Consider the following 24365-nt stretch of genomic DNA (forward strand, 5'->3'; position numbering starts at 1 on the left):
TTAGATTACTAGGAAAATCCTAGTAACCTGAGATTTGTACATAATATGAGATAATATTAAGCAGCGGTTCTATAAAGAATATTGAAAGAATAGTAACTATTGCACAAAATCCTATTAATGTTTTAACACTGTTTGAAGCATTAGCCATATATTTAACCTCTTTATCTTCTAATGGCTCTTTTAAGAACATATAAACAATTGGTTTTAAGTAATAGTACCCTGCAATTGCTGAGTTAATAGCCATAATAAGAGCTAATATAATATAACCTGCATTTACAGCACTTCCAATTAGATACATTTTTCCCCAGAATAAAGCAAAAGGAGGAACACCTGCAAGTGATAAGAAAAAGAGTGCCATCATTGTTGCAGTTAAAGGTGAACTTTTTACAAGACCTGAATATTTTTCTAAAGCATGATCCGTTGCAAATTGTGAATTTTGTTTTGTTCTATTTAACCAAATCATTGTAAATCCACCAAGATTTGTAATAAAGAACATCATCCAGTATAAAAACAGTGCACTTGTTGCTTGAGTAGTTCCTATTAAAATTGCACCCATTGCAAAACCTGCATTAGAGATAGATGAGTAAGCAAGCATTCTTTTTATATCAGTTTGAAGTAAAGCAATAATATTTGGAATAGTCATAGATAGAACAACTATTGCATAAAGTAATATCTCCACATACATATCACCACTTGCTATAAAAATCTCAAAAAATCTTAAAGCTACTACAAATCCTGCCATTTTAGGAACAACAGATAAAAATCCAGCAAAAGATGCAGGAGAACCTTCATAAACATCTGCGACCCAAGTATGATATGGAACTAAAGATAGTTTAAATCCTAGAGCTCCTACAATGAATACAACACCAACTAAAATTACACCATAGTTATCAAAGTTTGTTCTTGTTAAAACTTCTGAGATTTGTCCAAGCTCAACAGTTCCAGTTACTGCATAAAAAAGCATAGAACCAAAAGCAAAAAATGCAGTTGCAAGTGCACCCATTGTAAAGTATTTAATTGCCGCTTCTATTGCTTTTGCTCTGTTATGCATTGCAATCATTGTATATAGTGCCATAGATGCTGTCTCTAATCCAACAAAAATAAGAATAAGAGAATCTGAACTAACCATAAACTGGAATCCAGCTACAACAAATAGATACAGAGCAAAATATTCAGGATATCTAAACTCTTGAAATCTAAGTTTTGTCATTGTTGTTAAAATAAATAGAATTGAAGCAAATACAATTACTATTTGAGAAAGTATTGAGATACCATCAACTAACATCAAATCAAAGAAACCTCTTACATCGCCAGAGAAACCAATAATTGTTCCTAAATCCACAAATAAAAATAGAACTGATAACATCACATAAAGTGATTTATCAAGATTTTTATTCACTAAATCTATACATAAAATAACTAATGCTCCAACTATTGCCATAAGCATTGGTACTAAAGTTGAGAAATTTAGTGTAACAAAATCTATTACTACTGGAGGGATAAGTGTATTCATTCTTGACCTCCTGCTATGCTATTAGACTCCATTAATCTTACCTTTGTTGAATCATTTACAGCTTTTACTTTCATAATGTCAATCATTTGAGATACTGATTTATCAACTGGCTCTAATATAGGTTTTGGATAAATTCCCAAAATAATAACTAAAGCTACAAGGGGAATTAAAGCTGCTAACTCTCTTCCTTTTAAATCTTTAAGTTTTTTGTTTTCATCATTTGTTAGAGGACCAAAAAAAGATTTTTTGTACATTACAAGCATATAAACTGCCCCTAAAATAATTGTAAGTCCTGCAAGAAGAGTCATAATTGGATGAACTTTAAAAAATCCAAGTAGAGATAAAAACTCCCCAACAAATCCGATTGTAAGAGGAAGTCCAACTGAAGCCATAAGCATTATTCCAAAAATTGTTGCATATTTTGGCATCACTAATGCTAAACCTCCAAAATCTTTTATAAGTTTAGTATGTCTTCTATCATAGATAACTCCAACAAGCATAAACAGAGCCCCGGAAACAATACCGTGAGAGATCATTAGGAAGATTGAACCCCCAATTCCTTCCACATTTAAAGCAAAAATACCAAGTATAATTACACCCATATGTGAAACTGATGAGTAAGCAATTACTTGTTTCATATCCTCTTGGGCATAAGCAACCATTGCTGTATAGATGATTGCAATAAGAGCCAAAATTGCCATAGGAATTGTAAAATATACAGAGGCATCAGGAAATAGTGGCAAGGAAAATCTTACAAAACCATATGTACCCATTTTAAGCAGAACTGCCGCAAGAATTACAGAACCAATTGTTGGCGCTTGACCGTGAGCATATGGAAGCCATGTATGAAATGGGAACATTGGAACTTTGATTGCAAAACCTGCAAAAAAAGCAATAAACAACCAAAATTGCATATCAAATGGTAAGATAAGCATATTCCAATCTAAGATACTAAAGCTCCAGTTTCCTGTTGTTTGATAATAAACATATCCTAAATATAACATACCAACAAGCATAATTAAAGAACCAAAAAAAGTATATAAGAAGAATTTAACAGCCGCATAAATTCTAAGCTTTCCACCCCAAGCACCAATAATATAAAGCATTGGTACAAGTGAAAGTTCCCAGAAAGCATAGAAAATAATTGCATCTAGTACAACAAATACTGCAACCATAGTCATCTCTAAAAACAGAACTGTAATAATCATATGTTTTAGATCTCTTTTTTCTGTTAGTCCAATTATAGATATCATTGTCATAAATGTTGTCATTATTACTAAAAATAGTGAGATACCATCTATTCCAACTAAATAGTTTACTCCATAACTACTAATAATAGGGATTATCTCAGTAAACTGCATATCACCTATAGATGTATCAAAGTTTGCCCACAAATAAACTGTTAAAACAAACTCAATTGCAGTTACAACGATTCCATACATTCTAATAGAATCATTTTTAACTAAAAATCCTATAAGTGCTGCAAATGCTGGAAAAAATATTAAAATTGATAAAATGTGTTCCATTAACCTAACCCCTTACTTTGCTATTCCAAGTGCTACTGCTAAAATAAGCAACACTGTAATACCTAAAATCATCAATCTTAAAGATGATGATAAGTTACCATTTTGGATAACTCTACTTTTATCACCACTTTTATATATAACTTTTGCAATACCATCAACAATAAAATCAACAATTTTAAGGTCAATTTTTTTCCATGAAAAGTTAGAGATTGCTAAATATGGTTTGTTTATTAAATTTTGCATCAAATATGGCATAAAATATTGGTTTGCCAATATCTTATAACAAGGTCTATTTTTTAGTTTTTCACTAAAAAATGTTCCATCTTTTCTAAACTTGAACACTGCAAAAGCGATGCCACTTAGAGCAATACCTAAAGTTACAATCAATAAAACCCAAAAAGTTCCATGTTCAACATGAATATGAAGTTCTGGAAGCAGTTTTGTTGCCATCTCTATAAAAGAGTCTTTAAAAGCTCCTGCAACAACAGCTAATATTGCAAGTGGTGTCATTGCTGCAATTACATACCATTGGGCTTCATGAGGGTGATGACCTTTTTCTTTAAAATTCTCTTTTCCAAAGAATACATACATAATAAGTCTAAATGAGTAAAATGCAGTAAGTCCAGCAGTTATCCATAAAATTGCCCAAAGAATATATGAGTGAGTTCCAAAAGCAACCTCTAAGATTAAATCTTTTGAGAAGAACCCAGAGAAAGGAAAAATACCAGCTAAAGCTGTAGAAGCTAAAATCATAATAATAGCAGTTCCTTTCATATGTTTATAGAGTCCACCCATATTTTTAATACTAATCTCATCATGAAGTGCATGCATAATATTCCCTGCACCTAAGAAAAGTACTGATTTAAAGAAAGCATGAGTTGCCAAATGGAACAGTGCAACCCAATAAGCACCAAGTCCAGCAGCTACAAACATATATCCAAGCTGACTTAGTGTTGAAAATGCAATGATTTTTTTAATATTGGTTGCAACAAGTGCCATAAGTGCCGCACCAATAGCAACAGCTCCACCTAATGTTGCAATAAAATATCCAACTTGAGGAACTATTGTATAAATCTCATTTGCTCTAATTACCAAATAAACTCCAGCCGTTACCATTGTTGCTGCGTGAATTAAAGCTGAAACTGGAGTTGGACCCTCCATTGCATTTGCAAGCCATTGGTTAAGTGGAAATTGTGCTGATTTACCCATTGCACCAATAAATAAAAAGGCTGCAATTGCTACAATTGTTCCTGTATCTAAAGTTCCTATTTTAGAAAATACATCATCATATTGTAAACTTCCTAGATTCCAATAGATTAGGAAAATTCCAACTAACATTCCTAAATCTCCAACTCTATTTGAGATAAAAGCTTCATTTGCCGCATAACTTGGAGAGATAGATGAAAATGGTGACAATGTAGAAAATGGTGATTTATAGATATCATTTGTTAAAGGTTGATCCTCTTTATGATACCAAAAACCAATTAACCCCCAAGAGCAAAGCCCTACACCTTCCCATCCTATAAACAATCCTGCAAAGTTATCAGACATAACTAAAATCATCATTGAAAAAACGAAAGCTGAAAGCCATCCAAAATATCTATTAAATGATTTATCGTGATTCATATACCCAATTGAGTGAATATGTACCATAGTTGAAACTATAGTTACTACAACCATCATAGTAACACTTACTTGATCAACTACAAATCCAAAAGGGATATCAAGATTTCCAATTGCTATCCAATCAAGCATTCTTACATGAATAATTGATTCAATTGTATATACATATTGAAGTAAAATCAATGATGCAACCATAGACACAGCAAGTAAAAATGAAGTAATCAAACCTGTAAAAAGCATCTTTGGTTTCATCGAAAAACTTGCAGCAATCAAAGAACCTAATAGTGGAGCAAATAGTGCTATATATAAATATTTTTCCATCATTACCCCTTCATACTTTGCAGAGTATCCAAATTGATTGAACCTCTCTTTTTATACCAAAGAATTAACAGTCCCAGTCCAACTGCAACTTCACTTGCAGCTATTGCAACAATAAAAAATGCAAACATTTGACCTGTTAAATCCCCATGGAATCTTGAAATTGCTGCGAATCCTACATTTACTGCATTTAACATAATCTCTGTTGAGAAGAAAAGCATTAAAAGATTTTTTCTTCTAATAACTCCTACTACACCAATAATAAAAAGTACAGCTGAAAGAATCAAATAGGCATTAATACTCATTTTTCATCCTTTTCAACTGTTTGTGCCTCTAGGGCATCGATCTCTTCTTCACTTAGTTCAGAGTATGAAATATCCATTTTCTTTCCTGCTAAAATAATTCCACCAATCATTGCAACAAGTAGCATAACTGCCGCAACTTCAAACGGAATTAGGTATTTTGTAAATAATACAACTCCTACATCTTGTGAATTACCCCACTGTGGATGTACTGGATATTGAGCCTCTATATTTCCACTTGCAATTGGCGCAACAAAAATTAGTACAATAATTAATGCAGATATTCCACTTAATAAAAATACCAATCTTGGATTATTAATCTTCTCTTTTACAATAGATAGTGCATCAAAGAACATCATACCAAAAGCATATAAAGCCATAACTGCTCCTGTATAAACAACAATTTGCACAGCTCCTAAGAATTCAGCATCAAGCAAAAAGAAGAATGCCGAAATAAAAATCATCCCCGCAGCAAGTGAACTTAGTGCATACAGTGGATTATTTGTAAAAACTGTTATGCAAAACATAACAATTGTTAAAATTGAAAAAAGATAAAAAGCTATTATTTCAAACATTTCCCCTCCTTAATACAACAATGGAGTTTTCTTGATTTTTTTATCTGCATCAGGAGATACAGCACCAAAACCAGGATACTCTTTTTGTTGTTTTAACTTATCAAGTGGTGTTAATAAGTCCTCTTTTAATACAAAGTGAGCTCTTTGTTCACTTGCATTTTCGTATCTTCCACCATGAACAATTGCAAGCTCTGGACAAACTTCAGCACAATATCCACAAAAGATACAACGACCAAGATTTATTGAATACTCCATTACCTCTTTTCTAGAGTTTTCATCAATCTTTGTATCCATTCTAATACAATCAGCAATACAGATTTTTTCACAAAGTCCACAACCAATACATCTGTTTTCCCCTGATTCTAATAGGGCAAGAAGTTTATGAACCGCTCTATATCGTGGACCTATAGGAAGTTTTTCTGCTGGATATTGAACAGTATGCATTTCACCTTTGAAAAGTGCTCCTGTCATCATTTTCCAAACAATTTTAAGTCCTCCAAAAAGTTCTAATTTAACTGATCTTTTTGCAATTTGCTTGAACTCTTCCCATGGGGTTTTAGGATAATTGTCCTCGAAAACATTAATATAATCACCCATACTAATATTTCTATCTTTTAATTTTTCTAATCCCATATATAACTCCTAAAACATCATCACAAAACCAGTAATCAAAATATTGATTACCGCTAATGGCATTAAAATTTTCCAACATAACCACATAAGTTGATCTGGTCTAATATGTGGCCAAGCTGCCCTTGTCCATAAAAAGAAAAATACTAAAGAGAATACTTTTAATAAAATTGCAATCCATCCTGGGATAAACCATAAATCATTGTATCCACCAAGGAAAATTAGTGATACAAGGAAACAGATTGTAAATAGGTTTGCATATTCCCCAATAAAAAACATCCCCCATCTCATACCTGAATACTCTGTTGCATACCCTGCAACAATCTCAGCTTCATGTTCAAGAAGGTCAAAGGGTGTTCTGTTTGTTTCAGCAAATCCAGCCATTACAAAAAGAACAAAAGCTAAAGGTTGAGTCCAAATAAGCCAGCTTGTAAAACCCTCTGCTTGATAAGCATTTATATCAATAAGAGAAAGTGAACCCACAAGCATAAGTGGTGCTAAAAGTGCAAGTCCTGATACAACCTCATATGAAAGAAGTTGAATAGCTGTTCTAGCTCCTCCTAAAAGAGACCATTTATTTGCACTACTCATACCACCAAGAAGTGGTCCATAAAGCCCAACTGAAGCAACACCCATTACAAATAAAACTCCAACATTAATATCTGAAATAATAGGTCTTACTGTATATCCAAAAAGCTCAAACTCGGGGAAGAATGGAACTGCTGACATTGCAATAAAAGCAGTTGCAGAAGTGATAATAGGTGCAATCATAAATACAGGTCTGCTTGCATTTTGTGGGATAAAATCCTCTTTCATAAATAGTTTTATACCATCAGCTGCAAGTTGTAAAACCCCGTGAGGTCCAACATTCATGGGACCTAGTCTTCTTTGCATAAAAGCAAGAACTTTTCTCTCAATATATGTTGTAAACCCAGCCAATGCTGAAAAAACTGCTAAGATAACAACAGCTTTTACGATAGTCTCAATAATAAATCCTGTTTCCATCATTACGCCTTTTTAATCACTGCTTTTTGGAATCTATATCCATCAAATAGTGCTTTTGTATCTAAACTTTTTTGGAAGGTTGAAACATAAGCAATATCTCCTGCTATTTGATCATCAATAAAAGCATTAAGTTCTAACTCAATGTTATTTGCTGAAACTACAACTTTATCACCTTTTTGAAGTTCTAATTTCTCAAAAAATTCAGCTGAAGCAAAAAGTCCAGACTCTAAATCCTTTGCAAACTCATGGGCAATTGCAGTAAATTCATTAAATTGATTAATTGGATTTGCTCTATAAATTAGTGTTTCACCCTCATTTACTGTTAATGTTTCTGCTAACATCGCTTCAACGTCAGTTCTAATAGTTGTTTCTTTAGAGGTTATATCATAACCTCTATACTCAACCCTATCATTTCCAAAATGGTTTGGAAGTTTGTCAAAATCTACTGCTTTAAATCCAGCTTCTAGTGGAAGTTCTTGTGTATATTCAATAGTATATTCAATATCACTTTCTAAAACTTCATTTGCAATATCATTTAAAACATACCCTTTATAACCTATTGCAGCATTTGTAGGGATAACTTTTTTATCAATATTTGTAAAAGTCCCCTCTTGTTGGTTAAGTGCTGGCATATCTAAATTTCCATCTCCTAAAGCACTTATTTGGAAATCTGCTTTTTCATTGTATCCTACAGTTTGCCCCTCTTCTTTATCTGTTACATCACAAATCAAACTTACCCCTAAAGTGTTTGTTTGTGAAGGGATAATTAAAACACTAAAATCTGTATATCTATCAACAAGTCCACAAAGTTTTGCTAGATTTTCACTTTTTGGATGGGTATATAAATCCTCACCTACAATTAGTGAGAATTTATCTTTTTTGTCTAAAAGTGCTTCAAAAGTATCAAGGAATTTTTCATCTAATCCTAAAGCATCAAGGAATTTTGTATATTCAAACTCAACACTATTTTCTACTTTTTTACTAACTACTTTTTTAACCTCTTTGCTTTCACCTGTTTCTTCATCTTTTACAAGTTCAACAACAGTCTCTTTAACTGTCTCTGTTACAATTTTTGTTTTTGTCTCTTTGTTTTGATTAATATACTCTTGAATATTTGCTGGTAAATCTTTTCCAAACTTATCTAAAAGAAGATATAAAGCAGCCTCTTCCGCTAAAGGTTTATATTGAATAAACTCTGTAGTTTTACCTCTTTTACCAACTTTTTCTATTGCTTTATCAGAGATTGGATGAAGATATAGTGCAGCACCTTTGTTCATAACAACTGAGTTATTTAAAGCATATCTTGCATTTGGCAGGTCTGATTTTAAGTATGACCCAAGTGATACTACAAAATTAGAATCATGTACGTCTTTTAGTGTTGAAGAGTATAAAGAACTTCCTGAAGTTGAACTATAAGCCTCAAGGAATTTTTTATAGTTATATGCATCTTTATTTACAAGTTTTGCTCCAGTTTTTGTAGCAATTTTTTGTAAAATTAGTGCCTCTTCATTTGTGATATATGAATTAAAAATAATTGATTGTGCATTTTTAAAAGCCTCTACAGCTTTTGTAAAGTTCTCTTCATCTTTTCCTTGAACTCTATTTTCAAAATCATAACCAAATCTTGCAGCTCCATTTAGTGTTGAATAGTGATGCTCATTTGTAACTCTATATATTTTTGGTTCTGCATTTTCAATTGATTCATGTTTTGTTTCATAATACATAAAAGCACAATCACTTGAGTGGGGATTAGCTGCTGGAATTTTATTTAATTCCCAAGCATTTGATTTATATTGGAAATCTGCTGATACAAGGGCTCCAACGGGGCAAACAGAGATACACTCCCCACAATCAGTACAAGCCTCTTCTTCAAAACCAATAAGTGATTTATTTAGTTTATTCCACATAGAGTAAGCATCTTTTGGCATTGTATCTTTGTACTCTTTTTCTAAAGCATCAGAACCTCTTTTTACAGTACTAAGTGCGTTTGAACCTATCATATCTTTACATACTGTTACACACTTTTCACATACTATACATAAACCTGGGTCATATTTCATAACTCCCCAAGTTTGTGCTGGTCTAGGTACATCTTTTATTGCATAACTTTGAGAATCAACTTTCATATATAAAGAGTAGTTTTGTAGTTCACACTCTCCACTTTGATCACAAACTCCACACTGTAAAGGGTGATTTACATCATAAACTTCCATTATTGCACGTCTCTCTTTTGCAATATTTTCCGTATGTGTTGTAATATTCATTCCCTCTTTTGCTTTTGTATTACAAGAGTAAACTTGTTTACCATCAGCTTCAACTAAACATAATCTACATGCAAGTGTAGGAGAACATCTAGTAAGGTAGCAAATAGCTGGAATAAATATATCATTTGCTCTAGCTACATTTAAAATATACTCACCCTCTTTTGCTTCTATAGTTTTGCCATTTATTGTTAATGTAATTAAATCACTCATTATGCATCAACCTTTTCAATCTTTACTTGTTTATATCTGTAACCCTCAGATAAAGAGCTAGTATCGTCGCTTTTCATATTGCATAAAGCTACTGTTCCCATTAAATTTTTATCAATTTTAAAAACTCTTTTAAATTTATCCAATTTGTTGTTGATAAAAATTTCATCACCATCAGTAACTTTTGCAACCCTTGCAAAAGATTCACTTCCAACTAAAGTTGAATCATCCTCTTCCCCATAAACTCTATAGATTATAGTTCCATTATATGAATCTAACTCTTGAATCTCTTCAAGCTCATCATCTAAAGTTTTCTCAATGATTTCATTGTATTGAGGTTCTAAAGAGATAACATTAAAATCGCTGTATCTATTTATAATAGATAGAATTTTAATAATATTTTCTGCTCTTTCATGGGTAAAAACATCTCTTCCAACAATTAGAGTTTTTGCATTTTTACTGTTTCCTTTTAAAGCAGCCTCTTCAAACTCCTCTTCCCCAGCAGAGCTTTCAGCTGAAATATATCCAATATCTAAATCTTCTATAAAACTCTCTATTTTTTCATTTGACTCTTTTACAAAAGTCTCTAAAAGAAGTGAAGCAACTCCCTCTTCACTACCAACTTCATACTTTATAAACTGTGTATAATAAACTTTTAAATCAATATTATCAATTGGATGCATATAGATAAACTGAGCATTATTTTTTGCAATAGCTTCAATAATTGCCTCTTGAATCTCTATATTATCTCTTGCTAAAAAAGAACCAAAAGTTAAAATATAATCACTTTTTGAAATTATCTCTTTAATATCCATTGTTACTCTTCATCATCTTCATCGTCGTCATCTTCGACTTCAGGTTCTTCTACAACTGGTTTTGGCTCTGGTTTAACTTTTTTAACAACTAAAGTCCAATCAACTTCATTGAACTTTATTGAGTTCATTAAAGTATATCCAGCTTCATAAATCACATCTGCACTTTTTTGAATTGGTGAAAAATCTCCTATTTCAAAAAGAAAGATTGCATTTTCACCATCAATAATCTCTTGGTCCATAAGCTCTAACATTCTGTCATAGAAGTTATCTTTCAAAGGTCTTAAATCAAATCTTTTCACAACTTCTCCCTATCTGTCAATTTCACCAAATACTACGTTTAAACTACCAATAATAGTTACAACGTCAGCCAATTGGTGCCCTGGTAATAAATCTTCAAAAATACCTGTGTGCCAAAAAGATGGTGCTCTTAGTTTCATTTTATATGCGTATGGCGTCCCATCACTTACAATCATATATCCTAACTCACCCTTTGGAGATTCAGTTGCAACATATACTTCACCTTTTGGTGGTCTCATACCTTGAGTTACAAGAACAAAGTGTTGCATTAAAGAGTAGTTTTGAGTCATAATATCCTCTTTTGGAGCAGAGATATATTCAGGAGCATGAGCCATTAGTTGCAATTCACTTTTTTCATACATAGGGATAAGTTGTCTTAAAATTTTTGCAGACTCTCTCATCTCTTGCATATAACAAAGATATCTTCCAAAACTATCCCCTGTTGAAGCAACAGGAACATCAAACTCTAACTCATCATAGATTCCATAAGGCATCTCTTTTCTAATATCCCATTTAATCCCAGAACCTCTTAGAGTAACTCCAGAACAAGCCCAAGATTTTGCAAGTTCAGGAGAGATAGTTCCTACATTTTCAAGTCTCATTCTCCAGATTCTATTTTCTGTTAGAAGCCCTTCATATTTGTTTATCTCAACATCTAAAATTTTCAAAAATTTCTCTAAATTTTCACACCAAGTTTTTGGTAAATCTAAAGGAACCCCTCCAATTCTAATTGCACTGTGAGTAAGTCTTGCTCCACAATAGTCCTCAATTAGATCCATTGCAAACTCTCTTTCTCTAAAAGTATAAAGGAAAACTGACATAGCACCAACATCAAGTGCGTGAGTTGCAAGCCAAAATAGGTGAGAAGTAATTCTATTTAGCTCTAAAAGCATTGTTCTAATTATTTCTGCCCTTCTTGGAACTTCTATCCCTAAAAGTTTTTCAACTGCTAGAGCATAACCATAGTTATTTGAAGTTGAAGCGATATAGTCCATTCTATCGGTTGTTGGTAAGAACTCGTTATACATCATATTCTCACCCATTTTCTCCATACCCCTATGAAGATAACCAACTCCTGGTCTAGCTTTTACTATCTCTTCCCCTTGGAGTTCAAGCATAAGTCTCATTTGTCCGTGAGAAGACGGGTGTTGAGGACCAAAGTTAATCATCATAGTGTTATCTTCTCTCTCAAAATGTATATTTTCAAAGAAAGGTTTTAATCTATTTACTGCTTGTTTCATACTATCTTCTCTCTTCTAATGTAACACTTGTATCTTCGTGAAGTTTTTTAATAATAACAACTCCACCCTCTTCTTGATAACCTAAAGGTGTATGTTCTGGCTCTTTGCCATCAGTAATATCAACTCCATATGGTACTTCATGTCCAAGTCTTGCAAACCTTTGAGTATCATATCTATCAACATTTGCCCCATCTCTAATCTCTGGACCTATCTCTTCTCTAGCCTCTTTTCCAAAGATTTTATCAACCTCATACCATTGAGCTGCTTCATCTCCATGAAGTGGATAAGTTTTTCTTAAAGGGTGGTCATACCAATCATCAGGCATAAGGATTCTTTTCATATTTGGATGGTTCGTAACTTTTACACCATACATATCATACATTTCTCTCTCTGCCCAGTTTGCCATTTTAAATACTGAATATACAGATTCAATTGCTTGTTTTTGTCTAATAAAAGTTTTTACTCTCATTCTTCTTTTTTTAGATAGTGAAAGCATTTCATAAAATATTTCAAAACCACCTTTTTGTGCAATGTAATCAATTGCAGATAGTTCCATTAGCATCTCATACTCTAGCTCTTGTTTCAAAAATGTAAGAACATTTACATTATCTTCACTATTAATGTAAACTACTAACTCATCAATCTCAATATATGAGTTAACAATTTCAAATTTTGATTTCAAAGCCTCTATATCAGTTGCATAGATTGTATCTTCACTTGGATCTTTTTTAGGTGTCTCTGGTGTTACATAAAATCTATCACTAAAGTATGATTTTTTTTGTACATCATTTTTAGGAGTATATTTTCTCATTACACTAACCTTTTTTTCTTGATAGTTCTAAAAATAGACTCTCTTCTAATCTTCTTTTGTAGAAGCATAAGAGCATATTGTAAAGTCTCAGGTCTTGGTGCACATCCTGGAAGATAGATATCGACTGGAATTACCCTATCAACACCTTGAACTGTTGCATAGGTATTAAACATCCCACCTGTATTTGCACATGACCCCATAGAGATAACCCATTTAGGCTCTGGCATCTGGTCATACAATCTTCTCATAAACTCAGCGTGTTTTTTTGTTAATGTTCCTGCAACAATAATACAGTCAGATTGTCTTGGACTTGCTCTAAAGATAGTACCAAATCTATCAAAGTCATATCTTGAAGCTCCCGTTGCCATCATCTCAATTGCGCAACATGCCAATCCATAAGTCATTGGCCAAATAGAGTTTGATCTACCCCAGTTTACAAGTTTGTCAACAGTTGTAAGAGCAATTGGTGCTCCACCATCTTGTAAATAGTTTACTTTATGCTGTGCCATTCAAGCGCTCCTTTTTTCCATGCATAGATAAATCCAATAGTAAGTAGAAGTATAAATAGAATCATCTCTACAAATCCAAACCATCCCAATACTTTAAAATCTATTGCCCATGGAAACATAAAAATTATCTCTATATCAAAAAGAATAAATAGAAGTGCCATCAAATAAAATTGTACTGATACACTGCTTGGTTGTTTTGTAACTTCAGGTCCACATTCATAAAGTGTAGACTTTAATTTTTCTGTATCAAGTCTAGCTAATTTTCGGCTTATTAATCTTGCTAAAAACACTGTTGCAATAAATGCACCAAAAGCAAATAAAAACATGAAAAATGCACCAAAATACGGATGTGAAAACTCCATATGTGTCATCTCTAATCCTTCTTATATTTTCTCATTAGTACAAGATAATATCTAATCTCTTATAAAGTCAATCTTATAAGAACTTGTTATACGGATACTATTTTGTTCATTTATAACTAAAAGTATCAAATAAAAAAATTTATTAAGTGAATTTTAATCTAAAGATGACATTTTATGGGCTAACTAAAGAATCCAACCTTTGTCTCAGAATCAAAATTACCTTTTTTCTCTTTCTCTATTTGCTCTTCAAAAGCTTTGATTGTAAATAAAGGATCCTCATCAACTGCAATCTTAAAAGCAGTATTTTTTATTACCATCTCAATCTGCCCACCTGTGAGCTCATGTTTGGCAAGTTTTTGAATATCAAATCCCTCTTCCAATGGAAGATTTTCTGGTAGAAGTTTTTCCCATAATTGAACTCTTTGTTTAAGTGTTGGTTTTTTGAATTCAATTTTGTAGTTAAATCTTCTTGAAAAAGCTTTATCTAGAGATTCTAGAAGATTTGTAGTTGCAATAAGTATTCCGTCGAAGCGTTCAATCTGTTCTAAAAATATATTTTGCATCTGATTGTGCATTTTTTCACTTCCGCTACTACTTGAAGTTGTTCTAGAACTTAAAAATTGGTCTGCTTCATTTAAAAGTAGTATTGGTTCAGATTTACTTCTATCTCTTAACTCATAATATTTGTCAAAAATAGCTCTAACATTTTTCTCACTCTCACCTACATACATAGATAAAATTTTTGAACAGTCAAAACTAAGAACCTGTTTTTTAAGTGATCTAGCCAAAGCTAAAGCAGTCAAAGTTTTACCTGTTCCTGCAAATCCATAAAAAATAATTCTAGCTTCAATTCCTCTTCTTTTGTCTTTTAATCCCCACATTTTAAGTCTATTAAATACTGCTTTATCCATCTGTTTTAAAAGTGAATCTAAAACTTCCCTTGTTTTTTCATTTAACACAACATCATCTAAACTTTTTGTTGTACTAATAAGTTCAAAGGTATCTTGGTCTTTTATTAGTGTATCAAGTTTGATTTTTCCTGCACCCTCTTTTTTCTTAGTTGGATGAGAGATTTTATATAAAATATCATCTGGAATATAGAAGTTTCTATTTATCCCTCCAAAAGGAGTTAGAACCTCATCATAATCCACAAGTCCATTTGAAACAAGGTTTGAGCCCTCTTCTAACAAACTTCTATATTTTATCTTCTCATAAGCGTCGCTTGAGATTAAATCAATTAAAGAGTTCATATCTCTAATTGTTCCATCCCCACCTGAATACTCCTCTTTTAAAAGAGCTAAAAAAAGCATTTGTTCTTGTTCATTTAAACTGTTTTCTTTGAAAAAATCCTCAAGTAAAATTTTATTTGTTGTCTCTTTTACCCTATCTTTAATTCTATTTTCAAGTAGAGTTAGTTTTGTCTTTAGTCTATTTATATTTGGAGAATTTTCATCAAAATTTCTTTTTACAAGATTTAACTGTTGAGCTAAATCTATTTTGAAAAACTGATCTTGAAGATACTCCAAATGATCCGTATAACTTTTGATTTCTGGAAGCACAAAATCCATTGAACCTTTTTCCAAAAACTTTAAATATGCAGGTGACAGTGTAACAGCTGAATTTAAAAGTTCTAACTGTGACATATCACTAAGTTTTATATGATCAAAACTATTTTGAACTAACCATCCAAGTCCAAGCAAGGATTTTATCTCTTTTATATGAGCTAAGTGTTCAAACTTTTTCAAATCATAGAACTCAGCTAATATATCTATAACAATCAAAGTATCTCTACCTAAAATATACTCTTTTGTAATATATTGTAAGATTTTTGCTTCTGCTTTTGAGCACTTTAAGTGTTTAAAAAATGTAGTTTTTTCTACATTTTCAGCTTTTATATAATCTATAATCTCATTCATTGATTCAGTTTTTCCTTTAACTCATTGTAGAATTTTTCTTTATTTAGTTTATCTTTAAATTCAATTTCGTAGTCATCATTTATTATAATTGTTAGTGCTCTATCATCAAGTTTTTTTATATCTTTTAACTTTATACTTTTTTTATTGTTTTTTAAATCTACTTCAAAACTATTTTCAACTTCCATCACCTCATCGCCACAAATTCCCTTGTAACTACCTTTAGAATAAACAATATTTTCACACTTCTTATCCTTGAAATGATCTTCAATTTTGTGCATATTTGAACTATCCATCATATTTAAAACTATTACAATGGTTGCCACAATTCCTACTAAAATCATAAAAATCATAAAAAACTCCAATTCAATTAAACATCTTATATATTACTACAATTTCTTTAAATCTATTCAATATCTGGTGTACTTTTTGTAACCAGCAAGTAGTTCTACTTTTAGTTTAGATATTGTAAAAAACCTAAAATAAATGAAACAGTAAAGAGAGAAAAAAGTGTCTCAAAAGTGATAATAGAAGCCATAAGATTTGTATCTCCTCCAAGCTGTCTAGCTAAAATAAAAGAGGAAGATGCTGTTGGCATTGCTGCAAAAATTACAAGTATTGTCATTAAAGAAGAATCAAGAGAAAAAAGTTCTCCAATAAAAAACATCACTAAAGGCATAAGAATAAGTTTTAGTGCTGAAGAGATTATTAACTCCAATTTTGCTTCTTTTACTGAGTTTAAATCTAAAGCAAATCCAATTGACAAAAGTCCAAGAGGAAGTGCTGTTGCACTAAGTATCTCTAAAAATTTAACTGCAACAATTGGCATATAAAAATCAAAATAGTTTATTCCTCCGCCAATTAGACAAGCTACAATCAAAGGATTCTTTACGATTGATTTAATCATACCCATAAAGGTTGCTTTTGTATCATTTACATAAAAAGCAAAAACAGTTATGCATATTACATTTATAATTGGTATTGCAAAGGTTATAAGAAGTGCAGCTAATGCTATACCTTCATCCCCTAAAATTGCAGAGACTAGACCTAAAAAAACATAAGTATTAAATCTAATAGCACCTTGAACAACTGAACTAAAAGCAGCCCCTGAAGATTTCATCTTAAAGTTTATTATTATACTTATAACAAGAATGGCAAAAATCGCTAATATTCCAGTTACAACAAAATCAAAAGCTTCAAGATTGTTCAAGTTTGCAGTTGAGAGTTTAAAAACCAAAAGCGCTGGCATAAGAATAAAATATGTCAATTTATCTGCATTCTTCCAAAATTCGGAAGAGGGAAAATCAATTTTTTTAAATGAAAATCCTGTTAAAATAAGTAAAAATATTGGAATAAGTGCAGTTAAAATATGTTCCATAAACTCTTCTATTAAAAAATTAAAGAGAAATTATATCTTATCTTTTTTGAAAATAATAATTTTATACTCTCTTTTGTAGTTTGCAAAGATTAAATCTTTGCAAGCTTTCCTAACTGTTCTAAAATATTGTTTGCACTCTCTTCATTTAGAGGTTTATCATAACTTGTTAAAAGCTCTCTTCCTAAAACATTTGCACCCATATGGATAAACTGCAATCTCATTGCTTGAAGAACTTTTGTTCCTCCTCCACCACTATGTGTTGCTAGTGCTACAAATTTCTCATTAAAAGTCTCTCTCCAATCTTTTGTTGCCCTTGAAGACCAAGATATAGCATTATTTAGAACAGGAGGCATAACACCATTATATTCAGGAGCAACAATAATAAAAGCTTTGAAACCAGCAATCTTTTCTACTAACTCTTTTGCCGCTTGAGGAATACCATTTTTCTCCTCTTCTATTGTGTTATATAAAGGGAGATTTAGACTAACTAAATCAATAATCTCGCTTTTTAATCCTTGTGCATCCCCTAGCTCTTTAAGTTTTTGAGCCAATAGAAGATTGTTGTTTGAACTTGCTACTAAAATACCTATTGTAGACATTAAAAATCCTTCTTTTTTCAATAAAAGTGCATTTTATAACTTTTTGTTTAGGTAAAAATTAAATTTACTCTATAAAAATACAATTCAAGGAATACTATTTGTATAGTCTCCTTTAAAGGATATATATGAAAAAGCCAAAGAAGCCCTTCAATCCAGATGATTTTTTTACAACAACAAAGGTAAAAGATATAGCTGTAAAATTTGAACATCTTTATAAAATGAATTTCAAAGAAACAAGCTTAAATGATGAGCTAATAAAACTAAACTATGAAATTATTTCAAAAGAGTATAAAGATTTTATGGCAAGTTCACTAGCTGATTATTATGAGTTTGAAGTTGATGAAATAGTTTAAAATTAACTTTATTTTAGACCTAGACAAAGGAAAAATTCCTTTGTCTATATAAGTGTTGCAAGTTTTGCATGTACTGGTATATTTACAGCATTGATATTTGGTTTTTTATTATTATGAAAATCAAATTTTAGTTTTACTTCTGGTCTAAAGATTAAACAATGGGTTGAACCTCCAAAATGGAACATTCCTAGCTCATCACCTTTTTTGATTTTTTGTCCCTCTTTTACAGTAATTTCACAAGATGATACTTCTGCCATACCTATTGCTATAAAGCACATTAAGCCTATTTTTGGATTGTCAGCTTCTATAAAAATAACAGCTCTAGTTGCAACCGCACTTAGAAAGGGTTGTGAATCATTTGGAGCACTAGGATCTGCTTCTTGTTTATTTACAAAACCATAATATTTGTTTTCTAGATAATAAGTTCCATTTACAATAAAAGCTTTTTTTATTTTTCCACCTACTGGAGAGTTCCATCTGTGATAACTTAATGCACTTAAAAATGCTTGATAAACTGTCCCGCCTTCAAACTCTTTTGCCAAAGGATCAAAGTTCATCATATTTTCTAAAGAGTAAGGTTGTCCTTTTAGCCAAAACTTTGCATCTTTTTTTACATCTTTTACAACTTGTAGAGGCGCAGATTCGCAAGCATTTACTATTATATCTTCACCCTTTGCTATTGGTCTTACTCCTTCTTTGAATTTTCTTGTAAAAAAATCATCCCAAGATTTAAATCCATAATATTTATCTTCAGGATCACACTCAAATATATCTTCAAACTTTTTTTCATTACAATTTTTTTGATCTTTCTCTTTTATAGCTTCACAAGCCACTTTTACCATCTCTTTTTTAGCTGGTGCACTTAACCAAGCAATTACTTCAGGAGTCTTTTTTGGATAATTATCCACTAAAACATATCTTGAATCTTTACTTACAAGGTATTTGCTCCAATATTCAAGAATCTTTTTAAACTGTTGGTTCACCAAACTATTTGCAAAAAAATCATAACCAAAACTTGTAGCCATAGGCCAATCAAGAAGGGCATTTATAGGAAACCCTATAAGACCACAAGGCTCCAAATCTCCTTTTTTATCTTTGCACACAGTAAACTGCGGCGCTTGGGTCATAATACCATTTAATAGAATTAAAAACTCATTAAAATCTTTTACCTCAGAAGTTCCAAGTGGAGTTTTTTCTCGCCAGATTCTAGCTTCTGTGAACATTGCAGCAGCAGTAGCATTTAAAACCGAATCATTTTCAACCATCTGCTTAAAATCTTTTATTGGTTTTATCAAAGGTTTATTTTGTTTATAAACCTCCATTTTTAACTCTACTATCCACGCATCAATATGCTCTGTTTGAGAAGGAAGCCAGCCACCAGCCCTAATCTTTTTTAAGTGATTCATAACTATTCCTTTATAAAAATTGTTTAATTACACAATAACACTTTACTTACTTAACAGTTTTATTATAAACCATAAAGTTCACAATTTACGTCACAGAATATAATGGTTTTATAAATATAAGAGATTTTCATCAAAAAATGTAAAGTTAAAAAAAGGAAAAAAATTTTTAGTAAAAAAGTATTTCTACTTCTTCACTAATTCAGTTTTAAAATTATAAGTTAAATATTTTCTTCATCTTTTAGACAACTCAATTCAACCTGCTTTATCACTAAAGCTAAAGCTTCTACTGCATTGTCTGGTGGATATTTATATTTTTTAAGAAGTCTTTTTACTTCTCTTCTCATTCTAGCTCTTGTGTTCTCTTTGTATTGCCAATCTATTGTTTTAGAATTTTGAATTGTTTTTGTAAGTTCTACAGCTAACTCTTTTAGGACACTTTCACCCATAGCTTCTTTTACAGTATCAAACTTTGTTAATGCATCATAAAATGATTTTTCTTCATCTGTTAGTCCCAGTTCATTCCCTTTTAGAAAATCTTCCATCATATCTTTTGACATTTTTAAAAGTTCATCTATCACTTCTGCATTTGTAAGCGCTTTGTTATTGTATTTATTCATCACTTCATTCATCAGAAATGAGAATTTTTCACTCTGAACTAAGTTTGTTTTTTCATACGCTTTTATTTTATTTGATAATAATCTTTTTAGAAGTTCTAGGGCTATATTTTTTCTTTTCATTGAAGATATCTCTTTTAGAAACTCTTCATTAAAAATATCTAACTCACTTTGTTTGATACCTAAAATATCATTAAGTTCTAAAATTGAATCTTTTTGAATAGAGTCTTTTACTAAACTTAGAACTCTTTGATTTATCTCTTTTAGATTAAACTCTTTCCCCTCTAACTTATTTAAAGCACTTTTTACTGCTTTAAAATAAGCAATCTCTAGTTTCATATCATCATCAAGCATTGAGTTACAAAGTGTTTGGGCTGCGTTTAATTCACTAACTTTTTTATTAAACTCTTTTTTTATATTTTCTTCACCATAACTCTCTATTAAAACATGTTCTACACCATCACCAATAAGAGTTAATCTATCTTTATCACTTCCGCTTTTAAATCCACTATAATCAAAAGCAGAAAAAAGTTTTCTCAAAAAAGTTAGAGCATCTTCTAGCTTATGAAAAGCCGCATCAAGGTTTAGTTCAACTTTATCTACATCTCTTCTTGTATATGTTTGTAACGCCTCTTTTAATGATCCCATAATTCCTATATAGTCAACTACAAGTCCACCTACTTTGTCTTTAAAAACCCTATTTACTCTGGCTATTGCTTGCATTAGATTGTGTGACTTCATAGGTTTATCAATATACATTGTACTCATAGAGGGCACATCAAAACCTGTAAGCCACATATCCACGACAATCACTATTTTTAATTCATCATTTATGTCTTTAATTCTTTTTGCTAAATAAACCCTATCATCTTTTGTGGTTTCATATTTTTTTAAAAGTTCATCATCACTTGCACTTGATGTCATAACAACTTTTATTTTCCCCTTATCCATATCATCACTATGCCAATTTGGACGAAGCTTTATAATTTGCTCATAAAGATTAACTGCTATTTTTCTATTCATACAAACTATCATTGCTTTGTCTAAAAACTTTGATGCAAGGATAATCTCTCTATTTTCATAGTGAGTTACTATATCCATAGCTAACATTTCCAGTCTATGGGTATCTCCCACTATCTCTTCTAGCTTTGTGAATTTTCTTTTTGATTCATCAAGAAGCTCTATGGGAGCACCTTCATCTTCTAGTTTTTCATACTCTTCATCAATCTCATTTAAAACTTTTTCATCTAGTTTTAGTTTTGCTATTCTACTTTCATAATATATCTTTACAGTTGAGCCATCTTCTACAGCTTGGGTCATATCATAGATATCAACCTCATCTCCAAAAATTTCCCTTGTGGATTTATCACTATTTTCTATTGGAGTTCCTGTAAAACCTATAAGAGTTGCATTTGGTAAGGCATCTCTAATATGTTTGGCATATCCATAGCTTATTTTCCCTGTTTTTGTGTCAACCTTTGCTTCCAAGCCATATTGACTTCTATGGGCTTCATCTGCTATAAGTATAATATCTCTTCTATCACTTAGACACTCTATTTGTACCTCATCATCTTTTAGAGCAAATTTTTGAATTGTTGTAAATATTATCCCTCCACTTTCTCTATTTAACTTCTCTCTTAAATCATCTTTATCTTCTATTTGTATTGGTGTTTGTCTTAAGATACTATTTGCTTTTGAAAAAGTAGTAAATAGTTGCATATCTAAGTCATTTCTATCAGTTAGTATTATTACCGTAGGGTTTTTTAAAGCTTGTATGATAGAGCTTGTATAAAATACCATAGAGAGTGATTTTCCACTTCCTTGTGTATGCCAAACAAGACCTGCTTTTTTTGATTTCTCTAAAATTGAGTTTACCGTAGAATCCACTGCTTTTTTTACTGCAAAATATTGATGATAGGCACTTAATATCTTTGTGCTTTTTACCCCATCTTCTACAAAAACAATAAAGTTTTTTATGATATCTAAAAGTCTACTTTTTTCAAACATTCCTAAAAGTAAAGTTTCTATTTGAATATGTGAGTTTAATTTTACTCCATCGACACTTTTCCAAGCACTAAATCTCTCAAAATTTGAGCTTATAGTTCCAGCTTTGGCATTTACTCCATCACTTATCACCAGAAAAGCATTTGTATTAAATAGACTTGGAACCTTTTGTTTGTACGTTTGTAATTGATTATAAGCTTTTTCACACCCTACTTTTTCATTTGACAAGGATTTTAGCTCAAAAACAACCAAAGGCAATCCATTTATAAAAACTATTAAATCAGGTCGTCTCTCATCAAACTCTACGATAGTAAACTGATTGACTATCAAGAATTCATTTTTTGAAATATCTTTAAAATCAAAAAGATATACCTTGTCCCCTTTGTCATTTCCATCTTTATCTTTATAGACAACATCTACACCTTCTACTAAATACTTATGAAAGGTCTTGTTATTTTCGCTCATCATCGGTGAGTTTGGGTGAATAATTTGTTTGAATACATCTTCTAAAATATCTTTTGCAATAGTAGGATTAATCCTTTTTAAGCTTTCAAAAAATTTCTCTTTTAAAATAACTTCATGAAAATCATCCCTAGCACTCTCTACTGCTTCAGGAGCTATATCTATACCACTTTTATACTCATAAGCCAAATCATTTTCAAAGATTTGTATTATTGCTTGTTCTAAATTATCTTCGTAAAAGTTATTCATTAGATTAAAACCCTTTCAATTATAGTAAAGTCCGTACTTAAGTAATTTTTAATCCCATATAAGTAATAATTCTTATGCTCATTTACCAAAGATGTAAAAAGAGATGGGGTGCTCGCCTGCCCAAACTGGCGACCATTTTTTATTAAATCCATGTTGACAATCCTAAATTCAAATCACCTGACTTTTCATATCTATCTTGATATGTCGATTTATTATAATTATCATCAATATAAAAAGCTGTTACTAAAAAACTACTGTTTCTATTTAGTTTTTCTATAATTACAACATAATCATGTGATTTTGCCCAAATATATAAACGAAGTTTTCCTCTATTTTGACCTTCTGTCTCTCTATAAAAAAAAGCAAATATATTTTTTTCAATTTTATTAAAATTTTGTATTAGATATTTTATCCATCTTATTCTTTTTGCACGATTTTTATCAAACTTTCTTATTTTTTTTGTTTGCCAAGTTCTTCCTCTAGGAACTCTAACTTCTTTTTCTCTTGTTATCACATGCCAAAATATCTTAGGTTTACTTTTTTTCATTGAATTCATATCTATATCAATATTATATTGATTATTTAAAACTGTTGTATTAGTTATAAAATCATTTTCAAAGTATTTGTATAAAATCTCTAAATTTTCCCTAACTGTTTTAGAGCTATCATATTGAACGATAAGACTTGTCATCCACAATACCCCGCTTGATGATGAAAGATATTAAACTTTGACTCTTCTCTAGGAGTACTATGCAATAAGTGTTTTTGAGATTTTTCTTCCAAATAATCATATATAATATTTTTTATTTCACTTTTATGAGACAAATCTGTTCTTTTTTTATAAGCGATAGCTCCTATAAAAAAATCTGCTACTTGGAGAAGTACAGCTTCATGGGAACGAATCATTTGAAAATAAAGCTCTATATTGTTATGTTTTTTTGCTAATAAAAACTCTTTTAAACTTCCTAACTCTTCAGCACCATTTGAATCTTTATAATCAGTATAAATATAATAGCTGTTTTGTTCTTTTAGCATAGGTTCAAAGGCTAAATACATAAGCTTATAATAATACTTATCATGACTTCCATTATTGAAAGTCTTATGATCTAATACAGTTTTATCACTACTAATACCTCTAAAACTCAAAAAATTACTTTCAAAGAAATAATCTATTAATGCCTTGTAAAAAGCTAAACCAGATTTGCTGGCCTTAGTCCATTTTAGCTCATGAAAAGCATTATGTTTATATTTTAAGTATTTAATATATCTAGTGGCTTCTGTAAATTTCTCTTTTTCACAAAAGATTGCTCCTCCACCCATAATATTTATACCATCATTCTCTAAGTGGCATGTTTCATCAAAAAATACTTTATATTCCATTTTTATACC

General features: G+C 31.1%; 23 protein-coding genes. 1 reads left to right on the forward strand and 22 read right to left on the reverse strand.

Annotation, left to right across the window (positions count from 1 at the left end; translation table 11 throughout):
- Positions 1-19 precede the first annotated feature (19 nt).
- From nuoN to AEBR_RS14520, 18 genes are all read right to left on the reverse strand, one after another.
- The gene (gene nuoN / locus AEBR_RS14435) at positions 20-1513 is read right to left on the reverse strand and encodes an NADH-quinone oxidoreductase subunit NuoN (protein WP_129087107.1); all 1494 of its coding nucleotides are present in this window, start codon (positions 1511-1513) and stop codon (positions 20-22) included.
- Complete coding sequence (locus AEBR_RS14440; RefSeq protein ID WP_129087108.1) at positions 1510-3039, reverse strand: NADH-quinone oxidoreductase subunit M; 1530 nt, start codon at positions 3037-3039, stop codon at positions 1510-1512. The genes nuoN and AEBR_RS14440 overlap by 4 nt, the downstream gene beginning before the upstream one ends.
- 12 nt (positions 3040-3051) lie before the next feature.
- Complete coding sequence (nuoL, locus tag AEBR_RS14445) at positions 3052-4983, reverse strand: NADH-quinone oxidoreductase subunit L (RefSeq protein WP_172658916.1); 1932 nt, start codon at positions 4981-4983, stop codon at positions 3052-3054.
- 2 nt (positions 4984-4985) lie between these two features.
- Entirely contained in the window at positions 4986-5285 is a 300-nt protein-coding gene (gene nuoK, locus AEBR_RS14450) for an NADH-quinone oxidoreductase subunit NuoK (protein WP_129087110.1), read from the reverse strand.
- Positions 5282-5857, reverse strand: coding sequence for an NADH-quinone oxidoreductase subunit J (locus AEBR_RS14455; RefSeq protein ID WP_129087111.1), 576 nt, complete (start codon positions 5855-5857; stop codon positions 5282-5284). The genes nuoK and AEBR_RS14455 overlap by 4 nt, the downstream gene beginning before the upstream one ends.
- A 9-nt stretch (positions 5858-5866) precedes the next feature.
- Positions 5867-6490 (reverse strand): NADH-quinone oxidoreductase subunit NuoI, encoded by a 624-nt coding sequence (gene nuoI / locus AEBR_RS14460; RefSeq protein WP_129087112.1) that lies wholly within the window; start codon positions 6488-6490, stop codon positions 5867-5869.
- Between the two features lie 9 nt (positions 6491-6499).
- Complete coding sequence (nuoH, locus tag AEBR_RS14465) at positions 6500-7492, reverse strand: NADH-quinone oxidoreductase subunit NuoH (RefSeq protein WP_172658917.1); 993 nt, start codon at positions 7490-7492, stop codon at positions 6500-6502.
- A gap of 2 nt (positions 7493-7494) precedes the next feature.
- Positions 7495-9966 carry an NADH-quinone oxidoreductase subunit G gene (locus AEBR_RS14470; protein ID WP_129087114.1) on the reverse strand — a complete coding sequence of 824 codons (2472 nt, stop codon included), beginning with the start codon at positions 9964-9966 and terminating at the stop codon, positions 7495-7497.
- Positions 9966-10778 carry a hypothetical protein gene (locus tag AEBR_RS14475; protein ID WP_129087115.1) on the reverse strand — a complete coding sequence of 271 codons (813 nt, stop codon included), beginning with the start codon at positions 10776-10778 and terminating at the stop codon, positions 9966-9968. Before AEBR_RS14475 ends, AEBR_RS14470 begins: the two co-directional genes overlap by 1 nt.
- Positions 10779-10780: 2 nt before the next feature.
- The gene (locus AEBR_RS14480; protein WP_129087116.1) at positions 10781-11077 is read right to left on the reverse strand and encodes an NADH-ubiquinone oxidoreductase subunit E family protein; all 297 of its coding nucleotides are present in this window, start codon (positions 11075-11077) and stop codon (positions 10781-10783) included.
- A gap of 9 nt (positions 11078-11086) precedes the next feature.
- Complete coding sequence (nuoD, locus tag AEBR_RS14485; RefSeq protein ID WP_129087117.1) at positions 11087-12316, reverse strand: NADH dehydrogenase (quinone) subunit D; 1230 nt, start codon at positions 12314-12316, stop codon at positions 11087-11089.
- A gap of 1 nt (position 12317) precedes the next feature.
- Positions 12318-13127: an NADH-quinone oxidoreductase subunit C gene (locus AEBR_RS14490; RefSeq protein WP_129087118.1), complete on the reverse strand. Its 810-nt coding sequence runs from the start codon at positions 13125-13127 to the stop codon at positions 12318-12320.
- A complete protein-coding gene (locus tag AEBR_RS14495; RefSeq protein ID WP_128982480.1) occupies positions 13127-13636 on the reverse strand; it encodes a NuoB/complex I 20 kDa subunit family protein in 510 nt (169 codons plus the stop codon). The genes AEBR_RS14490 and AEBR_RS14495 overlap by 1 nt, the downstream gene beginning before the upstream one ends.
- Positions 13618-14007: an NAD(P)H-quinone oxidoreductase subunit 3 gene (locus AEBR_RS14500; RefSeq protein ID WP_128982477.1), complete on the reverse strand. Its 390-nt coding sequence runs from the start codon at positions 14005-14007 to the stop codon at positions 13618-13620. Before AEBR_RS14500 ends, AEBR_RS14495 begins: the two co-directional genes overlap by 19 nt.
- Before the next feature lie 170 nt (positions 14008-14177).
- Positions 14178-15914: an ATP-binding protein gene (locus AEBR_RS14505; RefSeq protein WP_129087119.1), complete on the reverse strand. Its 1737-nt coding sequence runs from the start codon at positions 15912-15914 to the stop codon at positions 14178-14180.
- Positions 15911-16264, reverse strand: a complete 354-nt coding sequence (locus AEBR_RS14510; RefSeq protein WP_129087120.1) for a hypothetical protein — start codon at positions 16262-16264, stop codon at positions 15911-15913. Before AEBR_RS14510 ends, AEBR_RS14505 begins: the two co-directional genes overlap by 4 nt.
- Before the next feature lie 101 nt (positions 16265-16365).
- The gene (locus AEBR_RS14515; RefSeq protein WP_129087121.1) at positions 16366-17289 is read right to left on the reverse strand and encodes an AEC family transporter; all 924 of its coding nucleotides are present in this window, start codon (positions 17287-17289) and stop codon (positions 16366-16368) included.
- Between the two features lie 89 nt (positions 17290-17378).
- Positions 17379-17888 carry an NADPH-dependent FMN reductase gene (locus AEBR_RS14520; protein WP_129087122.1) on the reverse strand — a complete coding sequence of 170 codons (510 nt, stop codon included), beginning with the start codon at positions 17886-17888 and terminating at the stop codon, positions 17379-17381.
- 125 nt (positions 17889-18013) lie between these two features.
- Here AEBR_RS14520 and AEBR_RS14525 point away from each other — a divergent pair, with 125 nt between their 5' ends.
- Positions 18014-18241, forward strand: coding sequence for a hypothetical protein (locus AEBR_RS14525; RefSeq protein ID WP_129087123.1), 228 nt, complete (start codon positions 18014-18016; stop codon positions 18239-18241).
- Positions 18242-18285: 44 nt separating this feature from the next.
- Here the strand turns inward: AEBR_RS14525 and AEBR_RS14530 are convergent, their stop codons facing one another.
- From AEBR_RS14530 to AEBR_RS14545, 4 genes are all read right to left on the reverse strand, one after another.
- Complete coding sequence (locus AEBR_RS14530) at positions 18286-19647, reverse strand: phosphatidylserine decarboxylase family protein (RefSeq protein WP_129087124.1); 1362 nt, start codon at positions 19645-19647, stop codon at positions 18286-18288.
- A gap of 218 nt (positions 19648-19865) precedes the next feature.
- On the reverse strand, positions 19866-22976 hold the full coding sequence (locus AEBR_RS14535) for a type I restriction endonuclease subunit R (RefSeq protein WP_129087125.1): 3111 nt from the start codon (positions 22974-22976) through the stop codon (positions 19866-19868).
- A gap of 142 nt (positions 22977-23118) precedes the next feature.
- On the reverse strand, positions 23119-23667 hold the full coding sequence (locus AEBR_RS14540; protein WP_129087126.1) for a hypothetical protein: 549 nt from the start codon (positions 23665-23667) through the stop codon (positions 23119-23121).
- Positions 23664-24356 (reverse strand): DUF3800 domain-containing protein, encoded by a 693-nt coding sequence (locus AEBR_RS14545; RefSeq protein ID WP_129087127.1) that lies wholly within the window; start codon positions 24354-24356, stop codon positions 23664-23666. Before AEBR_RS14545 ends, AEBR_RS14540 begins: the two co-directional genes overlap by 4 nt.
- Positions 24357-24365 lie beyond the last annotated feature (9 nt).

It is taken from the genome of Halarcobacter ebronensis (genome assembly GCF_013201825.1).
GTDB lineage: Bacteria > Campylobacterota > Campylobacteria > Campylobacterales > Arcobacteraceae > Halarcobacter > Halarcobacter ebronensis.

Excerpts from the sequence above, each read along its gene's own strand:
- nuoK (WP_129087110.1), bottom strand. The coding sequence starts at position 5,285 with ATGAGTATTAATGCCTATTTGATTCTTTCAGCTGTACTTTTTATTATT.
- AEBR_RS14455 (WP_129087111.1), bottom strand. The coding sequence starts at position 5,857 with ATGTTTGAAATAATAGCTTTTTATCTTTTTTCAATTTTAACAATTGTT.
- AEBR_RS14545 (WP_129087127.1), bottom strand. The coding sequence starts at position 24,356 with ATGGAATATAAAGTATTTTTTGATGAAACATGCCACTTAGAGAATGAT.
- AEBR_RS14500 (WP_128982477.1), bottom strand. The coding sequence starts at position 14,007 with ATGACACATATGGAGTTTTCACATCCGTATTTTGGTGCATTTTTCATG.
- AEBR_RS14525 (WP_129087123.1), top strand. The coding sequence starts at position 18,014 with ATGAAAAAGCCAAAGAAGCCCTTCAATCCAGATGATTTTTTTACAACA.
- AEBR_RS14505 (WP_129087119.1), bottom strand. The coding sequence starts at position 15,914 with ATGAATGAGATTATAGATTATATAAAAGCTGAAAATGTAGAAAAAACT.
- AEBR_RS14475 (WP_129087115.1), bottom strand. The coding sequence starts at position 10,778 with ATGGATATTAAAGAGATAATTTCAAAAAGTGATTATATTTTAACTTTT.
- AEBR_RS14490 (WP_129087118.1), bottom strand. The coding sequence starts at position 13,127 with ATGAGAAAATATACTCCTAAAAATGATGTACAAAAAAAATCATACTTT.
- nuoD (WP_129087117.1), bottom strand. The coding sequence starts at position 12,316 with ATGAAACAAGCAGTAAATAGATTAAAACCTTTCTTTGAAAATATACAT.
- nuoI (WP_129087112.1), bottom strand. The coding sequence starts at position 6,490 with ATGGGATTAGAAAAATTAAAAGATAGAAATATTAGTATGGGTGATTAT.
- nuoH (WP_172658917.1), bottom strand. The coding sequence starts at position 7,492 with ATGGAAACAGGATTTATTATTGAGACTATCGTAAAAGCTGTTGTTATC.
- AEBR_RS14535 (WP_129087125.1), bottom strand. The coding sequence starts at position 22,976 with ATGAATAACTTTTACGAAGATAATTTAGAACAAGCAATAATACAAATC.
- AEBR_RS14495 (WP_128982480.1), bottom strand. The coding sequence starts at position 13,636 with ATGGCACAGCATAAAGTAAACTATTTACAAGATGGTGGAGCACCAATT.
- AEBR_RS14540 (WP_129087126.1), bottom strand. The coding sequence starts at position 23,667 with ATGACAAGTCTTATCGTTCAATATGATAGCTCTAAAACAGTTAGGGAA.
- AEBR_RS14440 (WP_129087108.1), bottom strand. The coding sequence starts at position 3,039 with ATGGAACACATTTTATCAATTTTAATATTTTTTCCAGCATTTGCAGCA.
- nuoN (WP_129087107.1), bottom strand. The coding sequence starts at position 1,513 with ATGAATACACTTATCCCTCCAGTAGTAATAGATTTTGTTACACTAAAT.
- AEBR_RS14530 (WP_129087124.1), bottom strand. The coding sequence starts at position 19,647 with ATGAATCACTTAAAAAAGATTAGGGCTGGTGGCTGGCTTCCTTCTCAA.
- AEBR_RS14470 (WP_129087114.1), bottom strand. The coding sequence starts at position 9,966 with ATGAGTGATTTAATTACATTAACAATAAATGGCAAAACTATAGAAGCA.
- AEBR_RS14515 (WP_129087121.1), bottom strand. The coding sequence starts at position 17,289 with ATGGAACATATTTTAACTGCACTTATTCCAATATTTTTACTTATTTTA.
- AEBR_RS14520 (WP_129087122.1), bottom strand. The coding sequence starts at position 17,888 with ATGTCTACAATAGGTATTTTAGTAGCAAGTTCAAACAACAATCTTCTA.
- nuoL (WP_172658916.1), bottom strand. The coding sequence starts at position 4,983 with ATGGAAAAATATTTATATATAGCACTATTTGCTCCACTATTAGGTTCT.
- AEBR_RS14510 (WP_129087120.1), bottom strand. The coding sequence starts at position 16,264 with ATGATTTTTATGATTTTAGTAGGAATTGTGGCAACCATTGTAATAGTT.